The sequence below is a fragment of the Microbulbifer taiwanensis genome, from assembly GCF_014904815.1.
Lineage (GTDB): Bacteria > Pseudomonadota > Gammaproteobacteria > Pseudomonadales > Cellvibrionaceae > Microbulbifer > Microbulbifer taiwanensis.
Genome location: NZ_JACZFR010000025.1, coordinates 141,790 through 158,588 on the forward strand (window position 1 = coordinate 141,790; position 16,799 = coordinate 158,588).

General features: G+C 66.3%; 3 protein-coding genes. 2 read left to right on the top strand and 1 reads right to left on the bottom strand.

Annotation, left to right across the window (positions count from 1 at the left end; genetic code table 11):
• Positions 1 to 97: 97 nt before the first annotated feature.
• Together IG627_RS08735 and IG627_RS08740 are read left to right on the top strand one after the other, a co-directional pair.
• Positions 98 to 6,637: a non-ribosomal peptide synthetase gene (locus tag IG627_RS08735; protein ID WP_193191969.1), complete on the top strand. Its 6,540-nt coding sequence runs from the start codon at positions 98 to 100 to the stop codon at positions 6,635 to 6,637.
• On the top strand, positions 6,637 to 14,040 hold the full coding sequence (locus tag IG627_RS08740; protein ID WP_193191970.1) for a non-ribosomal peptide synthetase: 7,404 nt from the start codon (positions 6,637 to 6,639) through the stop codon (positions 14,038 to 14,040). Before IG627_RS08735 ends, IG627_RS08740 begins: the two co-directional genes overlap by 1 nt.
• 191 nt (positions 14,041 to 14,231) lie before the next feature.
• Here IG627_RS08740 and IG627_RS08745 read toward each other — a convergent pair whose 3' ends face one another.
• Positions 14,232 to 16,667, bottom strand: a complete 2,436-nt coding sequence (locus IG627_RS08745; protein ID WP_193191971.1) for a TonB-dependent siderophore receptor — start codon at positions 16,665 to 16,667, stop codon at positions 14,232 to 14,234.
• Positions 16,668 to 16,799: the final 132 nt, after the last annotated feature.

Here is a 16,799-nt window from a genome sequence, read left to right on the forward strand (position 1 = left end):
GAGAGGCCTGGGCGGCAGCGCCTTCGCATCAGGCTTCGCATTTTTTCTGAGCCCGAGGGATAGATAGTCACCCTGAATCATTTTCAAGGAATCGGTAATGAAAAATAACGCCGCAATCAGAACACTGGCAGACAGCGGTGAGACCGCGCACAGCGATGTGCCCGCGCGGCGGGTGGTCGAGGGAGATCCGGTGGCACTCTCCTTTTCCCAGGAGCAGCTCTGGTTCCTGCAGCGCCTGGAACCGGAACTCACCGCCTATAACCTGCCGCGGGTGTTCCGCCTGCGCGGCGCCCTGGATAGCGACGCGTTGGAGCGCGCCTTTGCGGCGGTGATCGAACGGCACGGCGTGCTGCGCACGCGCTTCTTCGAGCGCGACGGTGTGCCGCTGCAGCAGCTGGAAACGACCGCGCCCTTTGCGCTGGAGACCCTCGACCTGTCGCACTGCGCGGCCGACGAGCGCCGCACCCGGCTCGACGCGGCGGTGGAGCAGGTGGTGTCCCGGGTCTTCGACCTGGGGCGGGCCCCGGCGCTGGCGGCGCGCCTGATCAAACTGGGTGACCGGGAGCATGTGCTGGCGCTGTGCCTGCACCACATCGTCTCCGATGCCTGGTCGAACCCGATACTGGCCCGGGACCTGGGCCAGGCCTACCGGCGCGCGCTGGACAGCAGCGGCGCGGTGCATTTCGATCCCTTGCCGCTGCAATACGCGGATTGCGCCCTGTGGCAGCGGGCCCGCGCCGAGGCCGGGGAACTGGAGCGGCATATCGACTACTGGAACGGCTACCTGGGCGAGGAGGTGGCGCCGCTGGCGCTGCCGCTGGACTTCCCGCGCCCGCTGGAGCAGCGCTTCGACGGCGCCGCGGTCCCGGTCGAACTGCCCCCGTCCCTCGCGGCGGCGCTGCTCGAGTTCTGTCGCGCCGAGCGCTGCACACCCTTCGTGGTTCTGCTGGCCGCTTGGCAGGCACTGTTGGCCCGCTACACCGGGCAGGGCGACTTTGCCGTCGGCGTCCCCTCGGCGGGGCGGCAGCGCGAGGAGATGCAGGACCTGATGGGATTCTTTGTCACCACCCAGGTGTACCGCGCGCGATTGCCGGCGGGCATGACCCTGCGGCAGCTGTGCCGGCAGGTGCGGGGGGATGCGATCGCGGCGCTCAACCACGGTGAGGTGCCGCTGGATACACTGCTCGCCAACCGCAAGGACCGGCGCGAGCCCGGCCGCAGCCCGCTGTTCCAGGTGCTGTTCAGTGCGCAGATGGCCGACGGCGCGGCGACTCTGGACCTGCGGGGACTGGCGGCGGAAGCGCTGCCGCTGCCCCACACCAGTGCCAAATACGAACTGTCCCTGGATCTCAATATCGGCGCCGATGGCGTGCGCGGACAGCTGGAATATGCCACGCACCTCTTCTCGGAGGCGACCGCGCAGCGACTGGCGGGCTACTACCGGCGCCTGCTGGAAGCCCTGGCCGCCGATGCGGACCAGCCCCTGGACCGGCAGGAGTTGCCGGGCGCGGGGGAGCGCACACAGCTGCGGCAGTGGGGGGCGGCCGGGGCGCAGTTCCCCGAGGCGATGCCGGTGCAGCGGCAGATAGAGCGGCGGGCGCGGGAAAACCCCGATGCGGTCGCACTGGTATTCGGCGAGGAAACACTGACCTACGGGCAGCTGAACCGGCGAGCCAACCGCCTGGCCCACCACCTGATTTCGCTGGGGGTAAAACCGGAGGTGAAGGTGGGCCTGGCGGTGGAGCGCTCCTTCGAGATGCTGGTGGGCCTGCTGGCAATCCTCAAGGCGGGCGGTGCCTATGTACCGCTGGACCCGGACTATCCGCCCGAGCGACTGGCCTACACGATCGGGGACAGCGGTATCGAACTGCTGTTGACCCAGAGCCACCTGCGCGAACGCCTGCCGCTGCAAGAAGGGCTGCAGCTGCTGGAACTGGATACGCTGTCGCTGCAATCCGGGCCGGACAGCAATCCGGACATCGAGGTGCGCGGCGACAACCTCGCCTATGTGATCTACACGTCGGGTTCCACCGGCAGGCCCAAGGGGGCGCAGCTGTGCCACCGCAATATCGCGCGCCTGCTCAGTGCCACCGATCACTGGTTCCATTTCGGCAGCGGCGATGTGTGGACGCTGTTTCACTCCTACGCCTTCGATTTCTCCGTCTGGGAAATCTTCGGCGCCCTCTGCACCGGTGGCCGGCTGGTGATAGTGCCGCACTGGGTCAGCCGCTCGCCGGAGGACTTGCTGCAACTGCTGCGCCGCCAGCGGGTGACGGTGCTCAACCAGACACCCTCCGCCTTCGGCCAGTTGATGAGTGTGGCGGGTCTCTACGATGCACCGCTGGCCCTGCGCGCGGTGATTTTCGGCGGCGAGGCCCTGGAGCCGGAGATGCTGCGGCCGTGGATCGAGCAATGGGGCGATGGCGACGCCGGGGCGGGCGGTCCGCGCCTGATCAATATGTACGGCATTACCGAGACCACCGTGCACGTGACCTTCCGGCCGATCACCCGTCGGGACCTGGGGGCGCGGCGCAGCCCCCTGGGCGCGGCCATCCCCGACCTGGGCCTGCGGGTACTGGACGGCGCCATGAACCTGGTCGCCACCGGAGTGCCCGGCGAGCTGTACGTTTGCGGCGACGGGCTGGCGCGGGGCTATCTGCAGCGCCCGGACCTGACCGCGGAGCGCTTTGTGGCGGATCCCCAGGGGACGGCGGGCCAGCGCCTGTACCGCACCGGCGACCTGGTGCGCTGGAACGGCGACGGACAACTGGAATACCTGGGGCGCATCGACCAGCAGGTGAAAATCCGCGGCTTCCGCATCGAACTGGGGGAAATCGAAACCCGGCTGCTCGCCTGCCCGGGTGTGTGCGATGCGGTGGTCATCGCCGCGGACGACCGGCTGGTGGCCTATGTCTGCGCCGGCGCAGGGGAGGCGGTCGACCCGGCGCAGCTGCGCGCGCGGCTCGGCGAGGCACTGCCGGACTATATGGTGCCCGGCGCCATCGCGCAGCTTGAGCGGCTGCCGCTCAATGCCAACGGCAAGGTGGACAGGAAGGCGCTGCCGGCGGTGGCCATCGCATCCGGCGCCAGCTACGAGGCGCCGCGGGGAACGACCGAGGAAACCCTGGCGCGCATCTGGGCGACACTGCTCGGCGTGGAGCGGGTGGGGCGCGCGGACAATTTCTTCGAACTGGGCGGCCACTCGCTGCTGGCCCTGAAGCTGCTCGAGCGCATGCGTGCCGAGGGCATGACCGCCCAGGTGCGCCACCTGTTCCAGCACCCGCAGTTGGCGGATTTTGCCGCCGCGGTGACCCGGGGTAACAAGCACAGTGAAATTGCGGTGCCGCCGAACCGGATTCCCGACGGCTGCAGCGCCATTGCGCCGGAGATGCTGACACTGGTCGAGCTGGATGCGGACGAGATTGCGCGCATCGAGGCGGCGGTGCCGGGGGGCGCCGCCAATATCCGGGATATCTACCCGCTGGCGCCGCTGCAGGAGGGCATGCTGTTCCACCACCTGCTGGACAGCGAGGCGGACGCCTATGTCACCGCGCACACCCTGGCCTTCGACAGCCGCGAGTGGCTGGAGCGGTTTATGGCCTGCTTCAATCGGGTGATAGAGCGCCACGATATCCTGCGCACCGCCGTGCTCTGGGAGGGACTGGGCGGACCTGTACAGGTGGTCTGCCGCCAGGCGCCCCTGCAACTGGAGTGGCTGTCGAATGATGCCGGCGACAGCGCCGTCGCGCAGCTGGATGCCCGCGCACACCCGCGCCGCCACAGGATCGATGTGCGGCGCGCGCCCCTGTTCCACGGGGTGGCGGTTTTCGATGCGGCCAGTGAGCGCTGGCTGCTGCGCCTGCTCGGCCACCACCTGGTGCGCGATCACACCACCATGGAGTGCATTATCGAGGAGATTGCGCTGATCCAGCGCGGGCGGGACGCGCAGTTGCCACAGCCGCTGCCCTTCCGCGATTTTGTCGCGCGCTCGCGCCAGCGGGGCGGCGACGCGGCGCAGCGGGCCTTCTTCACGCGCATGCTGGCGGATGTGGAAGAGCCGACGGCGCCCTTCGGCCTGGTCGATATCCAGGGCGATGGCAGCGATATCGAAGAGTTGCAGCTGCCACTGGAGCGCGGCCTGGCACAGCGCATCCGGCAGCAGGCGCAGCGCTGCGGCGTCAGTGCCGCCAGCCTGTTCCACCTGGCCTGGGCCCTGGTGCTGGGCAGGACCGCCGGCCGCGACGACCTGGTCTTCGGCACCGTACTGTTCGGTCGCCTGCAGGGCGATGCCGGTGCCGAGCGGGCCTTGGGCATGTTGATCAACACCCTGCCGATCCGCATTCGCCTGCGCAACCGCGATGCCCGGCAGGCGCTGCGGCAGACCCAGGAGGCGCTGACCGAGCTGATGCAGCACGAGCACGCCAGCCTGGTGCAGGCGCAGCGTTGCAGTGGCCTGCCCGGCGGCACGCCGCTCTTCTCCAGCCTGCTCAACTACCGCTACAACCAACGGGAGGAGGTGCGCGGCGCGCACTTCTGGGACGGCATGGAATTGCTGCAGAGTGAAGACCGCACCAACTACCCGGTGCTGATCAACGTCGACGACCTGGGGGACGGCTTCCAGCTGGTGGCGCAAGTGGCCGCCAGCGCCGGCGCCGGGCGCCTGTGCGGCTACCTGGTGGCGGCTCTCGGCGGCCTGGTGCAGGCACTGGAGTCGGATTCCGGGCACAGAATCTCCGAACTCGAGCTGATGGACGGCCCGGAGCTGCAACAGCAGCAACGCTGGGGCCGCCCCGCCGTTGGCGAGGTGGCAACGGACACGGTACAGGGGCTGATCGGGCAACAAGTGCGGGAGACCCCGGAGGCGCCGGCGCTGATCGTCGGCGACAAGGTCTACAGCTATCGCGAACTGGACACCCGCGCCAACCGCCTGGCGCGGCGCCTGATCAGAATGGGGGTGGGTCCGGAGGTGCGGGTCGGGCTCTCGGTGGAGCGATCCGCCGACTCGGTCGTCGGGCTGCTGGCCATCCTGAAGGCGGGCGGTGTCTATGTGCCGCTGGATGCGGAATTTCCCCGGGACAGGCTCAAGTACATCGCCGAGAGCAGCGATATCCGCGTGCTGCTGACCCACAGCCACCTGCAGGCGCGCTTCCCGACCTGTGCCGGCCTCGCGCTGCTGTCGCTGGACGGGCTGGACCTGAGCGGCGAATCCGCCGCTGACCCGGGCATCGCGGTGCATGCCGACAATCTCGCCTATGTGCTCTACACCTCAGGCTCCACCGGCCTTCCCAAGGGCATAGAGATGTCCCACCGGGTGCTGTCGCAGTTGACGCAGTGGCAGATGCAGCGGCTGCCGGGTGCGCCGCGGACACTGATGTTTGCCTCCCCCTGTTTCGATGTGGCCTTCCAGGAGCTGGCCAGCTGCCTGGCGGCCGGCGGCGCACTGGTGCAGACCCGCGAGGAGGAGCGGCGTGACTTCGGTCTGCTGCTCGAGCTGATTGCCCGCCACTCGGTGGAGCGGATCTTCCTCCCGTTTGCGGTGCTGCAGCTGTTTGCCGAGGCGGCGCTGGCCTCGGGTGCGTGCCTGCCGCAACTGAAAGAGGTCATCACCGCGGGTGAGCAGCTCAAGCTCACCCGCCCCCTGCGCGACTGGCTGCAGCGGGAGGGGCAGATCCAGCTGGTCAACCAGTACGGCCCCACCGAATCCCACGTGGTCAGCGATTTCCCCCTGCCGCGGGATTATGTACAGGACCCGGCGCGGGAGCTGCCGCCCATCGGGCGGCCGGCCTCGGGCGCCTGCCTGCGCGTGCTCGACGGGTCGCTGCGCCCGGTGCCCCAGGGGGTGCCGGGGGAGCTGTATATCGGCGCTGCGGCGCTGGCGCGCGGCTACCTCGATCGCCCGGCCCTGACCTGCGAGCGCTTCGTGGCGGACCCCTTCGATGACAGGGGCGGCCGCCTCTACCGCACCGGTGACCTGGTGCGCTGGAATAGCGACGGGCAGCTGGAGTACCTGCAACGTATCGACCACCAGGTGAAGGTCCGCGGCTTCCGCATCGAGCTCAGTGAAATCGAGACCCAGCTCCTCTCCCAGACAGAGGTGCGCGAGGCGGTCGTCGTCGCCCAGGGCGATCCCGGCGCCGCGCGCCTGGTGGCCTATGTTTCGCCGGTGGCGGGGCAGTGCATAGACACGGTGCAACTGCGCCAGCGCCTCGGCCGCACTCTGCCGGATTACATGGTGCCGGGCGTGATGCTGGTGCTGGACAACCTGCCGCTCAACGCCAATGGCAAGGTGGATCGCAGGGCGCTGCCGGAACCGGAACTGGCCCCGGTCGCCAGCTACGAGGCGCCGCGGGGCGAAGCGGAGGAAACCCTCGCGGCTATATGGACCGAAGTATTGGACGTGCAGCGGGTGGGGCGCCAGGACAACTTCTTCGAGTTGGGCGGGCACTCGCTGCTGGCGGTGCAGTTGGCGGCCCGCGTACAGGCCTCGCTGCGTATGAAGCTGACCATTCGCGACATCTTCACCCATCCATCCCTGGCCGATATGGCGGCCCTGGTTGCGGACAGTGCGCAGCCGGAAAAAATCGACGAATCCCTGTCGGAAATCGATGCTTTTATCGACAACCTGGAAGCAGTTTGATGAGCAGTTCCATCACCCAACGTATTGCCGAGCGTTTTGCCGGGCTCAGCCCCGAACAGCGGCGCGCGGTTTACCGCAAGATCAGCCAGGAGGGGCTGGTAATCGGCCAGTTCCCGATTCTCGAACGGGACGCGTCGTCGCGGAACCCTTGTCCCGCCTCCTATGCCCAGGTGCGCCAGTGGTTCCTGTGGCAGCTGGACCCGGACAGCAGCGCCTACCATATCAGCGGCGCACTGTGGCTCAGGGGTGCGCTGGATGGAGAGGCGCTGCGGGCCAGCTTCGACGCGCTGGTGGTACGACACGAGGCACTGCGCACCCTGTTCCGCTCGGGAGACGACGGGCAGGTCGAACAGGTGATTCTTGCCGAAGCCCGCGCGCATATCGAACAGGTCGACCTGCGCCAGGTGGACGCGGAGGCCCGCGACCAGCGGCTGCGCGCGGAAATCCGGCGACTGCAGCAGACTCCCTTCGACCTCGAAGCGGGACCGCTCCTGCGGCTGGGGCTGATCCGCGAGTCGGCGGATGCACAGCTGCTGGTGGTGGTGATGCACCACAGTATTTCCGACGGCTGGTCGATACCGGTGATCGTCAGCGAGTTTTCCGAAGAGTACAGGGCGCGGGTACAGGGGCGGGAAGCGGCGCACCGCCCCCTGCCGGTCCAGTACGCCGACTACGCGCTGTGGCAGCGCAACTGGCTGGAGGCGGGGGAGAAGGAGCGCCAGCTGGAATACTGGCGCGCGCATCTGGGCGGCGAATTCCCGGTACTGCAACTGCCCGCGGACCACCCGCGCAGCGCCGACGGCCGCTACCGCGCGGCGCGCCACAGGGCGGCCGTGCCCACTGCCCTGGCGGAGGGCCTGCGCGCGCGCGCGGCCGCCGCGGGGACCACTCTGTTTACGGTGTTGCTGACTGGATTCCAGGCGCTGCTGCACCGGTACAGCGGCCTGGGCGATATCCGTGTCGGTGTGCCCATCGCCAACCGCCACCGGGTGGAGATCGAGGGTCTGGTGGGCTTCTTCGTCAACACCCAGGTGCTGCGCAATATCGTCGACCCGCGCACCAGCCTGCAGCAGCTGCTGGAGCGCGCCGGGGAGGCGGCACTGGGTGCCCAGGGCCACCAGGACCTGCCCTTCGAGCAGCTGGTGGAAGCGCTGGCGCCGGAGCGCAACCTGAACGCCAATCCCCTGTTCCAGGTGATGTTCAATCACCAGAGACAGGGGCGGCAGACACTGGATTCGCTGCCGGGACTGGCGCTGGAAAGTTGCGAGCTGGAGGCGGGGGCGGCACAGTTCGAACTGACCCTGGATACCCGCGAGGATGCCGAAGGAAAGCTGAGCGCCACTTTCACTTATGCGGCGGAATTGTTCGAACCCGCAACCGTCGAGCGCATGGCCAGCCATTACCTGCTGCTGCTCGAGGCGCTGGCCGAAGGGCCCGAATCCGCGCTGGGCGATATACCGCTGCTCGGTGAAGTCGAGCAAAAGCAGCTGGCGCAGTGGGGCGTCATGGAAAATTCCCACGGCGAACTGCCACCGGTGCACCGCCTGATCGAGTGGCAAGCGCGGGAAAATCCCGATGCCGAGGCGCTGGTTTTCGGCGGTGAAACACTGAGTTTTTCCGCACTCAATACCCGCGCCAATCGCCTGGCGCACCAGCTGATTTCCCTGGGCGTAAAACCGGAAGTGAAGGTGGGTATCGCCACCGAGCGCTCGCTGGAAATGATCGTCGGCCTGCTGGCGATACTGAAGGCGGGCGGTGCCTATGTGCCGCTGGAAACGGATTACCCGCGCGAGCGCCTGGCCTGGATTATCGAGGACAGCGGTATCGAACTGCTGCTGACCCAAACCCATGTACGGGCGCGTCTGCCGGTATGCGAAGGACTGCGGCTGCTGGACCTGCAGCCTCTTGTAGGAGCCTGCCTGCAGGCGCATATTCCCGGAGCCAGCCAGTCATCCCATTGGCCCGAAAACAATCCTGCGGTGGCCGTCCACGGCGAAAACCTCGCCTATGTGATCTATACATCGGGCTCCACCGGCCGCCCCAAGGGCGCGGCCATACGCCACAGCGCCCTGGCCAGCTGTATGGTCTGGATGCAGGAGAAATACCAGCTGACCCGCGCAGACACGGTGCTGCACAAGGCCCCCTTCGGCTTCGACGTCTCCGCCTGGGAAATCTTCTGGCCGCTGACCGCGGGCGTGCGCCTGGTGGTGGCCAACCCCGGCGACCACCGCGATCCCGAGCGCATCATCGACCTGATCCGCCGGCACAAGGTCACTGCGCTCAACTTCGTGCCGGCCATGCTGCAGGCCTTCCTCGCCCACCCGGGTATCGAAGAGGAAACAAAACTCCGCTACGTCATCTGCGGCGGCGAAGCCATGCCCGCCGCGACCCAGCGCGAGGCGCTCGAGCGGTTAAAAGGCGTCAGCCTGCAGAACCTCTACGGCCCCACGGAAACCACCATCCACGTCACCCAGTGGACCTGCAGGAACGACGGCCGGGGCCAGGTGCCCATAGGGCGCCCCATCTCCGCCACCAACGCCCATGTGCTGGATGAATCCCTGAACCGGGTACCCCAGGGCGTGGCCGGCGAACTCTATATCGGCGGCGAACTGCTCGGCCGCGGCTACCTGAACAGGCCCGACCTGAGCGCGGAAAGATTCGTGGCCAATCCGTTCGGCGAGGGCGAACGCCTCTACCGCACCGGCGACCTGGTGCGCTGGAACGGCGAGGGCCAGCTGGAATACCTGGGGCGCATAGACCACCAGGTAAAAATCCGCGGCCTGCGCATCGAGCTGGGCGAAATCGAGGCGCAGCTGCTGGCGCAGCCGGAAGTGTGCGAGGCGGTGGCGGTGGCGAAAGACAACCACCTGCTGGCCTATGTCTCCGCCAAGGCGGGAAGGGAGATCGACAGTGCGCAACTGCGCGAACGCCTCGGCCAGACCCTGCCGGACTATATGCTGCCGGCCGCCATCGTCGAGCTGGGGCGGCTGCCGCTGAATGCCAACGGCAAGGTGGACCGCAAGGCGCTGCCGGATGCGGAACTGCAATCCGCGCGCTACGAAGCGCCGCGGGGCGAAACCGAGCAGACCCTGGCCGGCATCTGGGCGGAACTGTTGAATGTGCAGCGCGTCGGGCGCAACGACAATTTCTTCGAGCTGGGCGGGCATTCGCTGCTGGCGCTGACACTGCTGGAGCGCATGCGCGCAGCGGGCCTGGCGGCGCAGGTGCGCAGCCTGTTCCAGCGGCCGCGGCTGGCCGATTTTGCCGCGGCAATCGGGCGCGACGGGCGCGGCGAAGTGGCGGTACCGCCCAACCGAATTCCGCGGGCGTGCGATGCCATCGCGCCGGAGATGCTGACATTGGTGGCACTGGATGCGCAGGAGATAGCGCGCATCGAGGCGGCGATACCGGGGGGCGCCGCCAATATCCAGGATATCTACCCGCTGGCACCGCTGCAGGAGGGCATGCTGTTTCACCATATGCTGGATGGCGAAGCGGACGCTTACGTCACCGCGCATATCCTTGCCTTCGATCGCCGCGAACGGCTGGAAGCGTTTATGGCCAGTTTCAACCGCGTGATCGAGCGCCACGATATTCTGCGCACCGCGGTGCTCTGGGAGGGGCTGCGCACTCCGGTGCAGGTGGTCTGCCGCGAGGCGCCACTGCAGACGCAGTGGCTGCCGGGGGATAGCAGCGCCGGGCAACTGAAAGCCCATATTGAATCCGAGTACTGCCGCATCGACGTGCGCAGGGCGCCGATGATGCGCGCGCTGGCCGCGCCAGAGGCGGACGGCAGCCGCTGGCTGCTGGGTCTGCCGGGCCACCACCTGGTGATGGATCACACCACACTGGAGCGTATCGTCGAAGAGGTTGGGGCCATTCAGCGGGGCGATGGCGGCGATCTGCCGGAGCCGCTGCCCTTCCGCGATTTTGTCGCCCGGACGCGCCTGGGTGTCAGCGAGGCGGAACACGAGGCTTTCTTCAGTGAAATGCTGGGCGATGTGGGGGAACCCACGGTGCCCTTCGGCCTGCTGGATGTGCGCGGCGATGGCCGCGATATCCTGGAGGCATCCCTGCCAATTTCCGCAGACCTGGCCGCGCGGCTGCGCGAACAGGCGCAGCGCCGCGGCGTCGGTGCGGCCAGCCTGTTCCACCTGGCCTGGGCCCTGGTTCTGGGCACTATTTCCGGCAGGGATGATGTGGTGTTCGGCACTGTGCTGTTCGGGCGCATGCAGGGGGGCGAGGGCGCAGAGCGGGCCCTGGGCATGTTTATCAACACGCTGCCGATTCGCGTCCGCCTGGGCGCACGCCCCGTGGCGGAGGCCCTGCGCCTGACCCACGCGGCGCTGAGCGGGCTGCTGGAGCACGAGCACGCGAGTCTCGCGCAGGCACAGCGCTGCAGCGGACTGCCCGGCAGCGCGCCGCTCTTTTCGGCTCTGCTCAATTATCGTTACAACGAGCGCTACAACGAGGGCAAAGACGGTGCGGGCGGCGGGGAGATCTGGGAGGGGGTGGAGTCCCTGGGCAGCCAGGAGCGCACCAACTATCCCCTCGCTATGTCGGTCAACGATCTCGGCTCGGGATTTGAGCTGGTGGCGCAGGCGCACAGCTCCGTGGGGGGGCAGCGGCTGTGCGAGTACCTGTGTGCGGCGCTCAGCGGTATCGTCGCGGTGCTGGAGCGGGACCCGCAGCGGGCACTGGCGGAAATCCAGCTGCTCGGCGAAGTCGAGCAAAAGCAGCTGGCTCAGTGGGGCGTCATGGAAAATTCCCACGGCGAACTGCCACCGGTGCACCGCCTGATCGAGTGGCAAGCGCGGGAAAATCCCGATGCCGAGGCGCTGGTTTTCGGCGGTGAAACACTGAGTTTTTCCGCACTCAATACCCGCGCCAATCGCCTGGCGCACCAGCTGATTTCCCTGGGCGTAAAACCGGAAGTGAAGGTGGGTATCGCCACCGAGCGCTCGCTGGAAATGATCGTCGGCCTGCTGGCGATACTGAAGGCGGGCGGTGCCTATGTGCCGCTGGAAACGGATTACCCGCGCGAGCGCCTGGCCTGGATTATCGAGGACAGCGGTATCGAACTGCTGCTGACCCAAACCCATGTACGGGCGCGTCTGCCGGTATGCGAAGGACTGCGGCTGCTGGACCTGCAGCCTCTTGTAGGAGCCTGCCTGCAGGCGCATATTCCCGGAGCCAGCCAGTCATCCCATTGGCCCGAAAACAATCCTGCGGTGGCCGTCCACGGCGAAAACCTCGCCTATGTGATCTATACATCGGGCTCCACCGGCCGCCCCAAGGGCGCGGCCATACGCCACAGCGCCCTGGCCAGCTGTATGGTCTGGATGCAGGAGAAATACCAGCTGACCCGCGCAGACACGGTGCTGCACAAGGCCCCCTTCGGCTTCGACGTCTCCGCCTGGGAAATCTTCTGGCCGCTGACCGCGGGCGTGCGCCTGGTGGTGGCCAACCCCGGCGACCACCGCGATCCCGAGCGCATCATCGACCTGATCCGCCGGCACAAGGTCACTGCGCTCAACTTCGTGCCGGCCATGCTGCAGGCCTTCCTCGCCCACCCGGGTATCGAAGAGGAAACAAAACTCCGCTACGTCATCTGCGGCGGCGAAGCCATGCCCGCCGCGACCCAGCGCGAGGCGCTCGAGCGGTTAAAAGGCGTCAGCCTGCAGAACCTCTACGGCCCCACGGAAACCACCATCCACGTCACCCAGTGGACCTGCAGGAACGACGGCCGGGGCCAGGTGCCCATAGGGCGCCCCATCTCCGCCACCAACGCCCATGTGCTGGATGAATCCCTGAACCGGGTACCCCAGGGCGTGGCCGGCGAACTCTATATCGGCGGCGAACTGCTCGGCCGCGGCTACCTGAACAGGCCCGACCTGAGCGCGGAAAGATTCGTGGCCAATCCGTTCGGCGAGGGCGAACGCCTCTACCGCACCGGCGACCTGGTGCGCTGGAACGGCGAGGGCCAGCTGGAATACCTGGGGCGCATAGACCACCAGGTAAAAATCCGCGGCCTGCGCATCGAGCTGGGCGAAATCGAGGCGCAGCTGCTGGCGCAGCCGGAAGTGTGCGAGGCGGTGGCGGTGGCGAAAGACAACCACCTGCTGGCCTATGTCTCCGCCAAGGCGGGAAGGGAGATCGACAGTGCGCAACTGCGCGAACGCCTCGGCCAGACCCTGCCGGACTATATGCTGCCGGCCGCCATCGTCGAGCTGGGGCGGCTGCCGCTGAATGCCAACGGCAAGGTGGACCGCAAGGCGCTGCCGGATGCGGAACTGCAATCCGCGCGCTACGAAGCGCCGCGGGGCGAAACCGAGCAGACCCTGGCCGGCATCTGGGCGGAACTGTTGAATGTGCAGCGCGTCGGGCGCAACGACAATTTCTTCGAGCTGGGCGGGCACTCGCTGCTGGCCATCCGTCTCGTCGAGGCGGTGCGCAGGCAGGGCGCTCCACTCGCGCCGCTGGGGCTGGCCGATCTCTATGGGCGACCGACACTGAAGGAAATGGCCGCAGCACCAGGGCAGATGTCGGGGGAGTCGTCGGGGACAAAGGGCGGGATTGTCCGCCTCAACAGCGGTGGCTCCGGCAAAGCACCACCGCTGATCCTGATCCACGACGGCTTCGGCAATATCCTCGATTACCTGGACCTGGCCCGCAAGCTGGATCACTGGTGTGACGTTATCGCGCTGCCCTTCGAGCAGAAACCCGGGACCAGTTGTTGTGAATCGCTGCTGGATCTGGCCGGGATACATGCGCAGACCATTCTCGACAGGGACCTGAAACCGCCCTACAGAATCTGCGGTTGGTCCCTGGGTGGCGCACTGGCACCGCTGGTTGCGGGCATTCTGGAACAGCGTGGCCAGCCGGTGGAGTTTGTCGGCGCTATAGATCCCTATGTGCAACCATCCACCCCGATCGGAAAAGATGGTGGCCAACCGGACCTGCCGGGTTTTCTCGCCTCCCTGGTGCGCAACCCCGGGCAGCTGGCACAGTGGGACAGCGCAGAAATTCGCGCGCGCGTCGCCGAGAGCGGAGACTCGAGTGCGGAGATTGCCGATCTGTGCGAGGCGCTGCTGGCGGAAATCGACCCGTCACAACTGCGGGAGCCGGCGAAGCTGGGCGGCGAATCGCTGGCGCAACTGTTTATTACCGGGCGCGCGCTGGCAGATCCCGCCCGGGTGACTATAGAGCCGGTACCACTCGGCGTTCCGGTGACCGTCTGGTGGGCGCAGGATCGTCCGTCGCGGGACCGTGTCCGTTTTGCCGAGTGGCTGCAGTTGACGGTCGACAACCGCGAGGTTGCGGGGGATCACTTCGAGGCAGTGCGGTTGCCGCAAACCCTGGATGGTATTGCGAAGGTGTTGAGGGAACTGTCCGGTAATTAACTCGCCAATCCACATAGGGGGCGCGGCGCGACACGACTGTGTCGCCCGACCCGATTCCATCGCGCGCAATTTTTCCGGTATTTCAGCAACGACATCCATACAGACCGGGGAGATCTGTATGGATGTCGATTTATTGAATTGATGGGGGAGGCCCCGGCGGGAAATTGCCGGGGCCTGGGGGAGAGGGGAGTTTAGAAGTCGACCTGTGCACCCACCTTGAGGGTACGCGGTGCACCCTGCTGCAGGTAGCTGCTCTCCGGTGTGGTTACCCAGTAGGCCTCGTCTGCGACATTGTCCAGATTCATACGCAGCGTGAGCGCGTTGCCGGCCAGCTGTGTCTCGTAGCGCGCGCCGAGGTCGAACAGGGATACAGAATCCAGGTCCCACTGATTCAACTGGTCGAGCGGACGCTGGCCCACAAAACGTGTACCCGCGGTAATGGTGAGGGGCAGGTCCGCAAAGCGGTACTCGCCGTACAGGCTGGCCTGCTGGTCGGCCACGCCCGGAATGTCATTGCCATCAAGGAAGCCGCCGGTGGTTTTCTCGGCCTTGGCATCCAGCCAGATGGCGCTGGCGTTCAACAGCCACTGGGGGCTCAGGCGGAATTTGCCGGAAAGCTCCAGACCCTCGTAGCGCAGTTCGCCATCCTGGGTGAAGACATTGTTCGCGTTGGTGTAAGTGAGCCCCCGCTGCAGTCGGAAGAAGGAGGCGTTGGCCGACCAGTTTTCCCCTTCTGCCTTGGCACCTATTTCGCGCTGCTGGGTTTCGAGCGGGTCGAACACCTCAAAGGCATTGGCGGCGCTTGCGGGGGCGGTCGCGCCCTGTTGCAGGGATTCTATGTAGCTGGCGTAGGTGGACAGCCAGGCCACCGGGCGGTAGACGACGGCCGCCGTCGGAGTGGTGGCATCGCGATCGTAGTCGTCGCCGCCACTGAGGTTGTGGACCAGCAGGTTGCCGCGGCGCAGGCCGAGTACGATATCCAGGTCGGTGCCGAAGTGCAGCGTATCGGAAAGGAAGGTCTCTGTTCGTGTCACGCGGCTGTATTCCGTGGCGGCTTTCTTGTAATCCACCTCGTAAAACGGATTGGAGAATTCCTGCGGATTGTCGAGATTGCCTGAGCCTATATCGGCGCGCTGGTAATCGTCGCCGGACCAGAAGTTGCGGGTTTTGGTATAGGCCAGGCCCGCAGTCACTTCGTGCTGAATTGACCCGGTTTCAAACTCGCCGCTCAACTGCAGCTGGCTGTCCGAGCTCTTGAAGCGGTTGGAATAGCTGATCAGGCGCGCCGAGTAGTCGCCCGCCGTATTGGCATAGAGGGTGGGCGTCATATATTCGCGGCCGTTGTCCGAGGTGCGGTGGGAGAGTGAAAGATCCCAGGTCTCGGCAAACTGCCAGCTCAGGTCGGTACCGACGGTTTCATGTACTGAACCGTAGCGCGAGTAGCTGGGTGCCAGGCGCTTGCCGCCATCGATCGGCGACAGGGGCGCTCCCACCACTGTGTCGACCGCGCCGCTGGCGTTTGGCAGCAGGGCCCAGTAGCCCCCCTCGCGGCTGTGCTCGCCAACCAATGCGTCCACCTGCCAGACCAGCCCGGGCGCTATGTGCCAGTCCAGGGCCAGGGATCCGGAATGGCGCTCCGATTCGCCATCGTCGATATAGGTGTCCCCACTTTCCCCAACCAGGTTGACCCGGTAACCGAAATCGCCGTCGGCACCCAGGCGCCCACCGATGTCGCCGTGAATCAGGAAGAGACCGCTGTCCATCGCCTGGGTGTTCAGGCTGAGTGTCTGCTCCTCGGTGGGGCGCTTCAGCACATAATTGATGATGCCGCCGGGCTGCCCGAAACCCGAGAGGAAGCCACTGGCGCCCTTGAGAATTTCCACCCGCTCCAGGTGTTCGAGGGGCAGGTCGCTGGCGCGCAGGCGGACATTGGAACCGTCGAGTTTCTGCCCGGTATCGCCGTCCACCATAAGGCCGCGAATGGCCAGGTTGTTGTTTTCGGTAACACTGTTGTCGGGCATCAGGCTGATGGAGGCATCGCCCTTGGTGACATCGGCCAGTGAGCGCGCCTGTTTGTTTTTGATCAGTTCCCCGGAAAACACCTCGATGCTGTAGGGAGTGTCCTTGAGGGATTTCTCGCCCAGGGCGCCGGCGCTCGCACTCTCCACGCGGTAGGCGGTCGCCGCGGCACCCTGACCATTATCTTGCGCCACCGAGGCATTAACCTTGATCGGGGGCAGGGCGGTGGCGTCATCGGCAGCTGTCAGGCTGACCATGTTGCCGTTGATCCGATAGCGAAGTGCCGTGCCGGCCAGCAACCGGTTCAATGCCTGTTCTGCAGACAGGTTTCCGCGCACAGCCGAAGCCCGCTTGCCACTGACCAGGCCACTGCTGGCTGATACCTGCAGGCCGGACTGTTGTCCGAACTGAATCAGAGCCTCACCGAGTGCTTGTGCCGGGATCTTGTAGGCGTGGGATTGGCTGCCGGCACCGGCCGTGGAACTGGCGGTTGTATCTTGCGCCAGCGCACCCGGAGCAGCAATGCCCAGGGCGGCGGAAATACACAGTGCCAGTAGGGTCGGCTGTGTATGCAGGCGTGATTTGGCGAATGGCGTTTTCTGGTTCATGTCTTGCGAGTGGCCTTGTTGGTGAGTCGAACTATCAGGTGATAACGATACTTATTGTCATCCCTCCAGCTGTATCAACGAACGGCTCTCCCGCTTTTCCAATATCTTTCATTAAAAATGCATTGAGCGATA